10 protein-coding genes are annotated in these 11,590 nt (G+C 56.8%); 3 read left to right on the plus strand and 7 right to left on the minus strand.

What is annotated here, in order from left to right; all coding sequences use genetic code 11:
* Positions 1–133: 133 nt before the first annotated feature.
* The 7 genes from speFL to kdpF all read right to left on the minus strand — a co-directional run bounded on the left by speFL (position 134) and on the right by kdpF (position 8,302).
* Positions 134–238: a leader peptide SpeFL gene (gene speFL / locus IM284_RS18435; protein WP_003858645.1), complete on the minus strand. Its 105-nt coding sequence runs from the start codon at positions 236–238 to the stop codon at positions 134–136.
* 278 nt (positions 239–516) lie between these two features.
* Entirely contained in the window at positions 517–1,194 is a 678-nt protein-coding gene (kdpE, locus tag IM284_RS18440) for a two-component system response regulator KdpE (protein ID WP_047367740.1), read from the minus strand.
* Positions 1,191–3,878: a two-component system sensor histidine kinase KdpD gene (gene kdpD, locus IM284_RS18445; protein ID WP_193055861.1), complete on the minus strand. Its 2,688-nt coding sequence runs from the start codon at positions 3,876–3,878 to the stop codon at positions 1,191–1,193. The genes kdpE and kdpD overlap by 4 nt, the downstream gene beginning before the upstream one ends.
* Positions 3,879–4,454 (minus strand): potassium-transporting ATPase subunit KdpC, encoded by a 576-nt coding sequence (gene kdpC, locus IM284_RS18450; RefSeq protein WP_045261086.1) that lies wholly within the window; start codon positions 4,452–4,454, stop codon positions 3,879–3,881.
* A gap of 12 nt (positions 4,455–4,466) precedes the next feature.
* Entirely contained in the window at positions 4,467–6,515 is a 2,049-nt protein-coding gene (gene kdpB / locus IM284_RS18455) for a potassium-transporting ATPase subunit KdpB (protein ID WP_028012370.1), read from the minus strand.
* Positions 6,516–6,533: 18 nt separating this feature from the next.
* On the minus strand, positions 6,534–8,213 hold the full coding sequence (gene kdpA / locus IM284_RS18460) for a potassium-transporting ATPase subunit KdpA (protein ID WP_047367742.1): 1,680 nt from the start codon (positions 8,211–8,213) through the stop codon (positions 6,534–6,536).
* Positions 8,213–8,302, minus strand: coding sequence for a K(+)-transporting ATPase subunit F (gene kdpF, locus IM284_RS18465; RefSeq protein ID WP_014069365.1), 90 nt, complete (start codon positions 8,300–8,302; stop codon positions 8,213–8,215). The genes kdpA and kdpF overlap by 1 nt, the downstream gene beginning before the upstream one ends.
* 309 nt (positions 8,303–8,611) lie before the next feature.
* Here kdpF and IM284_RS18470 point away from each other — a divergent pair, with 309 nt between their 5' ends.
* The 3 genes from IM284_RS18470 (at position 8,612) to IM284_RS18480 (ending at position 11,584) form a co-directional block, all read left to right on the plus strand.
* Positions 8,612–8,818, plus strand: a complete 207-nt coding sequence (locus IM284_RS18470) for a YbfA family protein (RefSeq protein ID WP_014069366.1) — start codon at positions 8,612–8,614, stop codon at positions 8,816–8,818.
* A gap of 599 nt (positions 8,819–9,417) precedes the next feature.
* Entirely contained in the window at positions 9,418–10,830 is a 1,413-nt protein-coding gene (gene phrB, locus IM284_RS18475; protein ID WP_047367743.1) for a deoxyribodipyrimidine photo-lyase, read from the plus strand.
* A gap of 10 nt (positions 10,831–10,840) precedes the next feature.
* Positions 10,841–11,584 (plus strand): type 2 GTP cyclohydrolase I, encoded by a 744-nt coding sequence (locus IM284_RS18480; RefSeq protein ID WP_047367774.1) that lies wholly within the window; start codon positions 10,841–10,843, stop codon positions 11,582–11,584.
* Positions 11,585–11,590 lie beyond the last annotated feature (6 nt).

An 11,590-nucleotide genomic window follows, 5' to 3' on the forward strand; every position in this document is an offset into this window, starting at 1 on the left:
TGATTGAAATTCAGTCCGCCCGGTGCGGATGAGTCTGAATCAAGATGAATGAGCGCACGAGTTCACAGGCAATTGCCTGTAAGTTAAGATTTTTCAGGATAACCTGTAAGCGAGTGCGCCAGAAGTCGAAGGACTACCGGGCATTAAAGAGATGAAAGTCAAAGCAGTTTCGGTGGGCAAACATCATAATATGCGTTGTCCGCCTTATATGGGGCATTAAGCGATTGTTGTTTTCCATGTTTCATTTTCCTTTCAGTAATTGAAAGCATGGTCATTTTATCCAGGCAAAGGCGATTAACCGTGAAGCAGATCACCATTAACCGATCATTTCAGAAATAATTAGTCGTTTTTGATGAATAATGCAGATCAAAATTCTGAATTGTTAGTGTCACGTTAATAGATTGTGTTGTGAATGTTTGATGCGAGCGTAAATAATCAAAAAAATAACGGTTGGGATATTTATGAAATATTTTCTGAGAGGTTTCGTTTTTATTTAAAAATAAATTGAATAGTTATTCAAAGCATAAACCGATAACCGATACCGGTTTCAGTTAATAAATGACGGGGGCGCGCGGGGTCAACTTCAAGTTTCTGGCGAAGATGTCCCATATATATGCGTAAATAGTGACTATGCTCCACCGCGTTGGGTCCCCACACCTGACTTAACAGCTGGCGCTGGGTGAGAACCTTGCCGTGGTTGTTGAGCAGCACGGCGAGCAGGCGAAACTCGATTGGCGTGAGATGGATTTCTTCTTCACCGCGCGCAATACGCCGCGCGGCCAGATCAACCCGGATATCCCCAAACGTATAGGTTGGGTCAGCAGGCGTGGTGGCGCTGTGGCGGCGCAGGGCCACGCGCAGGCGAGCCTGTAGCTCGCCGATACCAAAAGGTTTTATCAGATAGTCGTCCGCCCCGGCATCCAGCGCGGCGATTTTATCCGTCTCTTCAGTACGGGCGGAGAGCACCAGAATCGGCATCTGGCTCCACTGACGTACCTCGCGGATAAAATCGATGCCGTCACCGTCCGGCAGGCCAAGATCGAGGATCACCAGGTCCGGCTTGCGGGTCGCGGCTTCAATTAGCCCCCGCTGAAGCGTACCCGCATCATGAACGCGCAGACCATCGCCTTCCAGCGCTGCGCGCAGAAACCGGCTAATGGCGATCTCATCTTCAACAATCAGAACGTTGATCACAAATCCTCTGGTAATTCATTCAGTTCCGGCGGGGTTTCCAGAGGAAGTGTAACACAAAAACGCGCGCCGCCTTCCGGACGATTCTCCGCGAAAATGGTTCCGCCATGAACATCAATTATTGCCTGACAAATCGCCAGCCCCAGCCCCACGCCCGGGATGGCAGACTCTTTATTGCCGCGTGCGAATTTTTCGAAAATAGCCATCTCCTGTCCGGCAGGAATGCCCGGCCCGGTATCCCAGACGTCAAGACGAAGCGTGTCGTCGTCCACCGTCGCATCCACCCCAATCCGGGCGCTGGCACCCGCATATTTGCCGGCGTTTTCCAGCAGGTTAATCAACACTCGTTCAAACAGCGGACCGTCGACGTGAATTAATGTCAGGGGCTCGGGCATGTTTAGCGCAATATGCCGCCCACCGAGGCCGGGTTCGAGCATTTTCAGCGCGCTGCCCACCACCTCTTCAAGCGTGAGCCACTCTTTTTTGAGGTTAAAACCGCCTGACTGGATCCGCGCCATATCGAGCAGGTTATTCACCAGACGCGTGGTATTGAGCACGTGCTGACGGATTTCGCTGGCCTGCATGGCGTGTTTTGAACCTTCCGCTGCCAGGTCCAGCGTCAGGATTTCCGACTGGCCAAACAGGACGGTAAGAGGTGTGCGCAGGTCGTGTGATAGCGCCGCCAGCAGCGAGTTACGAATGCTTTCGCGCTCGCTTGCCAGCCGGGCCTGCTCTTCGCTGGCGGTGAGGGCCAGCCGTTCCAGCGCGCTGGCAACCAGCAGCGTAAAGGTCTCCAGCAGTCGCTGCTGTTCGGGGATCATCAGTTGGCGCAGATTAGAGGGCTCCACGATAACCAGCCCCAGGTTTTTATCGGCGCTGCGCAGGGGCAGAATTTGATAGGGCACGCCGGGCAGGGTGTCGGTCCCTGCACCCGCCGGTAGCCCTTTATCAAAGCTCCAGCGGGCGATGGCTTCGTCCCAGGGCGTCATGCCCGAGGCCGACGTCAGCGGGCGCAGCTTGCCGTGCTCGTCCGGGAGTAAAATCAGGTTGCTGGCATGAAAGGTCGAGCGAATAAACTGCTCGCTGGTCTGCACAATATCCAGCGGCGTGCGGCCTACCGCCAGCGATTTCGACATCTCATAAAGATGCCGCGTGCGCTGTTCGCGATAGCGGGCGATACGCGCCTGGTAGCGCACGCCAGCCGTTAAGTTACCTATCACCAGCCCGACGGTGAGCATCACGGCGAAGGTGAGGATGTACTGTACGTCCGAGACGGCGAGCGTCCCGCGGGGGGCAATAAAGAACAGATCGAAGCTGATGACGTTAATAACCGTCGCCAGTACCGACGGCCAGCGTCCGTAAAAGAGCGCCACCACTACCACGCCCAGCAGGTAGATCATCACCAGGTTGGCCGCGTCGAAGGCAATCAGCCATTTGCTGGCGATTATAGTGATCAGGGCGCAGAGCACGACGGCGACAAGGCAGCCGCGGAGCTGAATGCGCCATTTATCGCTGAAGGCCCGGCTGTCCGGCGCGCGGCTGGGGAGGGGCGCAGGTTTATCATCCAGTGCCACGATCACCAGGTCCAGATCCGGCGCGCGGCGGGCCAGCTTGTCGGCAAAGGATTCGCGGCTAAACCAGCGGCGATGCTGGCGGCGGCCAATGACAATTTTCCCCAGGTTATGCTCCCGCGCGTAGCGCAGAATGGCTTTATCTTCCTGCGGATCGGAAAGGGTAGCGGTTTCGGCACCCAGCTCCTGCGCCAGGCGCAGCGAGCTCAGGATCGCGCGGCGCTGGTTTTCGGGCAGAGCGTGCAGCTGCGGCGTTTCGACATACACCGCATGCCAGACGCTGCCAAATTTGGCCGCCAGGCGCGCAGCGGTGCGGACCAGTTTTTCATTGCCGCTGCCGTGGCCCACGCACAGCAGAATAGCATCCCGCGTGTGCCAGACGCGCTCCTGTCCTTGCAGGTCACGCCAGGCGCGCATCTGATCGTCAACGCGGTCGGCAGTGCGACGCAGGGCCAGCTCGCGCAGGGCAATCAGGTTACCTTTGCGGAAGAAATGTTCGATGGCGCGCTCGGCCTGGCCGGCAATATAAACCTTGCCTTCGTGCAGGCGCTGGCGCAAATCGTCAGGAGGCAGGTCAACCAGCACCACCTCATCGGCAGAATCAAAGAACGGGTCGGGCACCGTCTCGCGCACCTGAATGCCGGTCACGCCGCTGACTACGTCGTTCAGGCTTTCAAGATGCTGAACGTTAACCGTTGTGAACACATCAATGCCGGCCTCGAGCAGCTCTTCAACATCCTGCCAGCGTTTGGGATGGCGTGAGCCTGGCGCATTGCTGTGCGCCAGTTCGTCCATCAGGATAAGGGCGGGACGGCGGGCGAGGGCGGCATCAATATCAAACTCCGTAACTAAACGACCACGGTGGCTGATGCGGCGGGGCGGCTGGGTAGCCAGCCCCTTCAGCAGCGACGCCGTCTCTTTGCGTCCGTGGGTTTCGACCACGCCGATCAGAATATCGAGCCCCTGCGCCCGAAGCCGCTGGGCTTCCGTCAGCATGGCGAAGGTTTTCCCGACGCCCGCGCAGGCGCCAAAGAAAATTTTCATTTTGCCGCGATGGGCTTCAGCCGTCTGTTCAAGCAGCCTGTCCGGATCCGGGCGCATGGGCTCGTCGGTCATTTAGTTTTTCCTTAGCGCGTCCAGCGCCAGATTCAGCTCAACAATATTTACCACGGGCATGCCGATGAAGCTGACCAGCGGCTTTTGCGTGTGCTCTGCCACCAGCTTGCTCACCTGTTCGACGGTCAACTGACGGGCGGCGGCGACGCGCGGGATCTGCCAGGCCACCGCTGCCGGCGTCAGGCTGTAGTCCAGCCCGCTGGCCGAGGCGGTCACCAGCTCTACGGGCACCTCGCGGCTGGCCTGAGGATTGGCGGCACGCAGGGTTGCCACGCGTTCAGCGACGGCTTTGTCCAGCTCCGGGTTGCTGCCCGCCAGGTTACTGCCGCCGGATGCCATCGGATTATACGGGCTTTCGGCAGTGGCGGAAGGGCGTCCCTGGAAGTAGCGAGCATCCGTAAAGTTCTGACCAATCAGGCGTGAACCGCGGTTTTCGCCGTTTTGTATAATCAGCGAGCCGTTGGCCTGATCCTTAAACCACCACTGGCCCAGCGCGGTGGTTACCAGCGGGTACAGCCCGCCGGTAATGAGAGACAGCAGAATAAACAAAAGTATAGCGGGGCGTAACATCGTCATTTGATTCACCTTTTAAACCAGCCCGAACAGGGTCAACAGCAGGTCGATAGCCTTGATACCGATGAAAGGCACCACCAGCCCGCCCAGGCCGTAAATCCACAGGTTGCGGCGCAGCATGGCGGCGGCGGTCAGCGGCTTATAGCTCACGCCCTTCAGCGCCAGCGGAATAAGAAAGACAATGATCAGGGCGTTGAAAATCACCGCGCTCAGAATGGCTGATGCCGGAGAGTGCAGGTGCATCACGTTCAGCGCATTGAGCTGCGGATAGGTGGCCGCAAATGCCGCCGGGATAATGGCAAAATACTTCGCCACGTCGTTGGCGATACTGAAGGTGGTCAGCGAACCGCGCGTCATCAGCATCTGTTTGCCGATGTGCACCACCTCAATCAGCTTGGTCGGGTTAGAGTCGAGGTCGACCATGTTACCCGCCTCTTTTGCCGCTTGGGTACCGGAGTTCATCGCCACCGCCACGTCGGCCTGCGCCAGGGCAGGGGCATCGTTGGTACCGTCACCCGTCATCGCCACCAGACGACCTTCCGCCTGATACTGACGAATCAACGCCAGTTTCGCTTCCGGCGTGGCTTCGGAAAGGAAATCATCCACGCCCGCTTCGGCGGCAATCGCCGCGGCGGTAAGACGGTTATCCCCGGTGATCATCACCGTTTTAATGCCCATTTTACGCAACTGGGCAAAGCGCTCTTTAATGCCGCCTTTGACGATATCCTTCAGGGCAATTACGCCCAGCACGTTCGCGCCTTCTGCCACCACCAGCGGCGTGGCCCCCTGACGGGCTACGCTTTCGACCAGGTTGTCCACTTCAGGCGGGAAGTGGCCATTGTTGGCCTCAATGTGGCGACGGATGGCGTCAACAGAGCCTTTACGGATCATGCGATCCTGAATGTTAATCCCGCTCATTCGGGTTTGCGCCGTAAACGGCACGAAGGTGGCATGCAGGCTCTGAACGTCGCGCTGGCGCAGGTTAAAGCGCTGCTTGGCGAGAACGACAATGCTTCGGCCTTCCGGGGTTTCATCGGCAAGCGAGGAGAGCTGTGCCGCATCCGCCAGCGTTTTTTCATCCACGCCCGGGGCGGGTAAGAATTCGGACGCCTGGCGGTTACCGAGGGTAATGGTCCCGGTTTTATCCAGCAGCAAGACATCCACGTCACCGGCGGCTTCAACCGCGCGCCCGCTGGTGGCGATAACGTTAGCACCGAGCATACGGCTCATGCCGGCCACGCCGATGGCCGACAGCAGGCCGCCGATGGTGGTAGGGATCAGGCAGACCAGCAGCGCCACCAGCACGGTGATGGTGACCGGAGTGCCGCCATAGGCGGAAAATGGCCACAGCGTCGCGGTTGCCAGCAGGAAGACGATGGTCAAAGCTATCAGCAGGATGGTCAGGGCAATTTCGTTCGGTGTTTTACGGCGCTGAGCGCCTTCCACCATGGCGATCATCCGGTCGAGGAAGGTTTCGCCCGGGTTGACGCTGCACTGGATCACCAGCCAGTCGGAAAGAATGCGCGTCCCACCCGTTACGGAGGCAAAATCACCGCCGGATTCACGGATCACAGGTGCGGATTCCCCGGTAATGGCGCTTTCATCTACCGATGCGCCACCTTCAATGACTTCTCCGTCGCACGGGATGATGTCGCCAGCTTCCACCAGCACCACATCACCTTTACGTAGTTCATCCGCCGGAACGTGGTCCATCTGCGCGCCGTATTTCGGTTCACGTAATTTCCGCGCAAACGCCGTTTTTTTCACCCCTTTCAGGCTGTTGGCCTGCGCTTTACTCCGGCCTTCCGCCAGCGCTTCGGCAAAGTTGGCGAATAGCACGGTAAACCACAGCCACAGGCTGATGGCCCCGGTGAACATCGCGTTTCCCGGCATGTGACCCGTCCCCATGGCAATCGCCAGTGCGGTGGTCAGGACGCTGCCGGCCCAGACGATAAACATCACCGGGTTGTGCCATTGCACGCGCGGGCTCAGCTTTTTGACCGCATCCATAAGCGCCTGACGAACTAACGTCGGTTCGAGCAGGGCCAGTTGTTTACGACTCATGACAAATACTCCGCAAAATCAGCGTAAAGAGAGAGTTTCCGCGACCGGGCCTAACGCGAGGGCGGGGATAAAGGTCAGGGCGCCGACCAGCAACACGGTGCCCGTCAGCAGGCCGATAAACAGCGCGCCGTGGGTCGGTAACGTCCCGGTGGTGGTCGGTTGGATTTTTTTATTCACCAGCGATCCGGCAATCGCCATAACCGGCACAATGATCCCGAAGCGGCCCACGAACATGCAGAACGCCAGCAGACAGTTCCAGAACGGAGAGTTGGCGCTTAAGCCTGCAAAGGCGCTACCGTTGTTGTTGGCGGCCGAGGAGACGGCATACAGCACTTCGCTAAAGCCGTGAATGCCCGGGTTAAAGATGCCGCTGCGTCCTGCTTCGGTCATCAGCGCCAGCGCGGTGCCGAGCAGCACAAGCGCCGGGGTGACCAGAATCGCCAGCGCGGTTAGTTTCATCTCGCGAACGTCGATTTTTTTACCGAGGTATTCCGGGGTGCGGCCAATCATCAGACCGGCAATAAACACCGCCAGCAGCACGAACAGCAGCATGCCGTACAGACCCGAGCCCACGCCGCCAAACACCACTTCGCCAATCTGCATCAGCCACATCGGGATCATGCCACCCAGCGCGGTGAAAGAGTCATGCATGGCGTTTACCGCCCCGCACGAGGCTGCTGTGGTGACGACTGCATAAAGGCTACTGGCAAGAATGCCGAAGCGGCTCTCTTTGCCTTCCATATTAATAGTGCTGTTCGCCCCAAGCTGCATGAAATGGGGGTTGCCGCTCCATTCAGCCCACATCACCAGCGCTACGCAGACCACAAAGATAAGCGACATCGTCCAGAGCAGAGTGCGGCCCTGACGGCGATCGTTGACCACATCACCAAAGGCGAAACAGAGCGCGGCGGGGATCAGGAAGATCGCCAGCATCTGCACAAAATTGGTCAGGGCGGTAGGGTTTTCAAACGGATGCGACGAGTTGGCGTTGAAGAAGCCGCCGCCGTTGGTGCCGAGCATCTTGATGGCTTCCTGCGACGCCACTGGCCCCATCGGCAGGATCTGTTTTGCTCCTTCAAGCGAAGTATACGGGGCGTAAGGCAGCAGGTTTTGCAGGGCGCCCTGCTGAATAAAGAACAGCGCGATGAGCAGCGCAATCGGCAGCAGGATCCACAGCGTAATGCGCGTCAGATCCACCCAGGCGTTACCCAGGGTACCGATTTTCTGACGTGCAAACGCGCGCGTCAGCGCGAAAATTACCGCGATACCGCTGGCGGCAGAGAGGAAGTTCTGCACGGTTAATCCAGCCATCTGGCTGAAATAGCTGAGCGTGGTTTCACCGGCATAGGACTGCCAGTTGGTGTTGGTAACAAAACTGACTGCCGTATTCAGCGCCAGGTGCCAGGACAGGCCCGGTAACCGTTGCGGATTCAGCGGCAGGCTACCCTGCAGCATCAGCATGGCAAAAAGTGCAAAAAGCCCAACGATATTCAGCAGCAGAATAGCGAACAGATATTCACGCCAGCTCATCTCCCGATCGTCGATTCCCAGTACGCGCCAGATCCCTTTTTCAACGCTTCCAGTGCCGGGCAGGGGGACGTTGTTGATCAATCGCGCCAGTCCCGTTCCCAGCGGTCTTGCCAGAACGAACAATACCACTAAGAAGCTGGCAATAAGCAAAAACGCCTGAGCAGCCATCAGAATGCCTCCGCGTTAATCAGGGCATAGACCAGATAACCCAATAACAGGAACACCAGCACGATGCCGGCAATAAGACCTGCACTCACAATCCACCTCCGGGTGACTTTTGTTGTTGTGCTAACGGTAGGATTTATGGCGCAAAGATTTCGCAAAAATCAGAAGGGTGGGTGTAAAAAAAGTATAAAAATGGCAAAGCCCACAATTTAACTATTGATAAGTAAATCGTTAACTTTTTTGTAACTTAATTACGGCGCGAATGTAAATATTCGCTAAATGAATAAAAATAAGTGGTCGGATGAGTAGTAAAATTACACGCAAAGCGATATTATTTTATCCAGGTCACAGATTTCACATTTTCCGGAGAAGGTTTCCGGCCAACTACAGGGGAGAAAAATATGGATCTTTATAAAGAGTATCCGGCTCATATCGTGTTCATGCGTCGCACTTTCGCCGTAGTGGCTGGCGTGCTGGCCCTGCCGGTGATGCTGTTCTGGAAAGATCGCGCGCGTTTTTACAGCTATCTGCACCGCGTCTGGGCGAAAACCAGCGAGAAGCCGGTGTGGATGGATCAGGCAGAGAAAGCGACCTGCGATTTCTATTGATACAACGCGGACACGTAGCCATAAAAAAACCGCCAATAGCAATATGGCGGTTTTTTTGTCCCTCGGGATTCGCGGTCCGTTGGGTGATCTTCAAGCCCTCGTCAGAGGCTTCCAAGAATATCTCGGGTCCTTAAGTAATCAAACTGCCACTCCCTAAATATATTCTTAAAAACCTTTTCGGTGGATTACGTTTTACGCCAGGGCCAACTACTATGCAGCGTCCCTTTCCGCCATCTCGCACATGGGCACCGGTCCCGGGAAAGGCGTCACCACAACCGTAAGTCAGGCTCTCGTCAGGGCTTGTGTCCACCGACTTATCACCGGTGGTGAACGGTGGAGCGGTTAGCAGCAGGGACCGCATAGTGAAACGCTATATATGCATCGCGTTCATTGTCGCCAGCGTACTCGTTGTAAAGAGTGATGAACCTAATGCGTTTGTTGCTTTAACCACGATAGCGCAGGACAAGTAGCGTTAAGGCCGCCCCGGGCGGCCTTTTTTATTTCATCCCGTCTACACTTCATGGCAAAGTAGTTCAATGCATGCTTTTTCCTTGTACGGCATGCCCTTATGGACATAATGGACAATAGCCTGGAGTTTTATGCCCACCCATCTGGTTTGGTTTCGCGCGGATTTGCGCGTACATGACAACATCGCTCTCGCGGCAGCCTGCCGCTCTGATGACGCCAGCGTACTGGCGCTATTTATCGCCACGCCTGAGCAGTGGCAGCAGCATGATATGGCTCCGCGGCAGGCGGCTTACCTCAAATCACACCTGAACGAACTGCAGCACGCGCTTGCCGAGAAAGGCATTCCGCTGATCTACAAAGAGGTCAGCGATTTTACCGCGCAGCTTCATATGCTGCAGGAGATATGCCAGCAGAACGGCGTCACGCATCTTTTTTATAACTACCAGTACGAATTGAACGAACAACAACGGGACCGCCAGCTGGAGAAAATGCTGGAAGAGGTGGTTTGTGAGGGATTTGATGACAGCGTGATGCTGGCTCCGGGCAGCGTTATGACCGGCGGTCACGAAATGTATAAAGTGTTTACGCCGTTTAAAAATGCTTTTGTTAAGCGCCTGAAAGAGGCGCTGCCGGAGTGCGTACCCGCGCCCGCCGCCAGAGGAGAGGCTATAACCGATCTCCCCGAATTAACGTTCAACTATCCCCAACGGGCATTTGATGAACTTCTGTTCCCTGCCAGTGAGAAGGCCGCTATTGCGAAGCTGCGCCAGTTTTGCAAGCAGGGCGCGGGAGAATACGACGCGCGCAGGGATTTCCCGGCAATTGAAGGGACAAGCCGGTTATCGGCCTGCCTGGCGCTGGGCGTGCTCTCTCCTCGCCAGTGTTTGCATCGTCTTCTGGCCGAACAGCCGCAGGCGCTGGACGGTGGTGCGGGCTCGGTGTGGCTGAACGAACTTATCTGGCGTGAATTCTACCGCCATCTGATGACGTACCATCCCAATCTCTGCAAGCATCGTCCGTTCATTCCGTGGACCGACAGCGTAAAATGGCAGCACGATGAGGCACTTTTACAGGCCTGGCAAAAAGGGGAGACGGGCTATCCGATTGTGGACGCCGCTATGCGCCAGCTAAATGAAACCGGGTGGATGCACAATCGTCTGCGAATGATTACCGCGAGCTTCCTGGTGAAAGATCTGCTTATCGACTGGCGAATCGGAGAGCGCTATTTTATTTCTCATCTGATAGATGGCGATCTGGCTGCGAATAACGGTGGCTGGCAGTGGGCGGCCTCTACCGGCACCGATGCGGCTCCCTATTTCAGGATTTTTAATCCGACCACTCAGGGGCAAAAATTTGATGCCAACGGCGACTTTATTCGCCGCTGGTTGCCCGCGCTCAGGAACGTTCCTGAAAAAGCGATCCATGACCCGTGGGCATGGGCGGATAAACAGGGCGTAAAGCTCGATTATCCCCGCCCGATTGTCGACCATAAACAGGCGCGCGTCGCCACGCTGGCGGCGTACGAAGCCGCACGAAAAGTTTGAGAGAATGATGATGAAAAACAGTGAACTGGAACGCCTGATTAACGAAAAACTTATTACCGCCTCCTTTAGCGACTATGGCCCGAATGGCCTGCAGGTCGAAGGGCGCGAAACGGTGCAGAAAATCATCACCGGCGTGACGGCAAGCCAGGCGCTGCTGGATGAGGCGGTGCGTCAGGAAGCCGACGCGGTGATTGTCCATCACGGTTACTTCTGGAAAAACGAATCGCCGATTATCCGCGGCATGAAGCGCAACCGCCTCAAAACGCTGCTGTCGAATGATATCAACCTGTACGGTTACCATCTGCCGCTGGATGCGCATCCTGAACTGGGAAATAACGTCCAGCTGGCACAGCTGTTAGGGATTACCATGATGGGTGAAATCGAGCCGCTGGTGCCGTGGGGCGAACTGTCGATGCCGGTACCGGGGCTGGAGCTGGCATCGTGGATCGAAGCGCGGCTGGGGCGTCGTCCGCTGTGGTGCGGAGATACCGGGCCGGATACCGTGAAGCGCGTGGCGTGGTGTACCGGCGGCGGCCAGGGCTTTATCGACAGCGCCGCGCGCTTTGGTGTTGATGCGTTTATTACCGGCGAAGTCTCCGAACAGACGGTTCACTCTGCCCGCGAGCAGGGGCTGCATTTTTACGCGGCAGGCCACCACGCTACCGAGCGCGGCGGTATTCGCGCCCTCAGCGAGTGGCTGACGGAAAATACCGATCTGGATGTGACCTTTATTGATATCCCTAATCCGGCCTGATGAGAG

The sequence above is a fragment of the Enterobacter cloacae complex sp. P12RS genome, from assembly GCF_014895875.1.
Classification (GTDB): domain Bacteria; phylum Pseudomonadota; class Gammaproteobacteria; order Enterobacterales; family Enterobacteriaceae; genus Enterobacter; species Enterobacter bugandensis.

What these genes read in the sequence shown, in the direction of transcription:
- speFL (WP_003858645.1), bottom strand. Translation starts at nt 238, where the DNA reads ATGGAAAACAACAATCGCTTAATGCCCCATATAAGGCGGACAACGCAT.
- kdpD (WP_193055861.1), bottom strand. Translation starts at nt 3,878, where the DNA reads ATGACCGACGAGCCCATGCGCCCGGATCCGGACAGGCTGCTTGAACAG.
- kdpC (WP_045261086.1), bottom strand. Translation starts at nt 4,454, where the DNA reads ATGACGATGTTACGCCCCGCTATACTTTTGTTTATTCTGCTGTCTCTC.
- kdpB (WP_028012370.1), bottom strand. Translation starts at nt 6,515, where the DNA reads ATGAGTCGTAAACAACTGGCCCTGCTCGAACCGACGTTAGTTCGTCAG.
- kdpA (WP_047367742.1), bottom strand. Translation starts at nt 8,213, where the DNA reads ATGGCTGCTCAGGCGTTTTTGCTTATTGCCAGCTTCTTAGTGGTATTG.
- IM284_RS18470 (WP_014069366.1), top strand. Translation starts at nt 8,612, where the DNA reads ATGGATCTTTATAAAGAGTATCCGGCTCATATCGTGTTCATGCGTCGC.
- phrB (WP_047367743.1), top strand. Translation starts at nt 9,418, where the DNA reads ATGCCCACCCATCTGGTTTGGTTTCGCGCGGATTTGCGCGTACATGAC.
- IM284_RS18480 (WP_047367774.1), top strand. Translation starts at nt 10,841, where the DNA reads ATGAAAAACAGTGAACTGGAACGCCTGATTAACGAAAAACTTATTACC.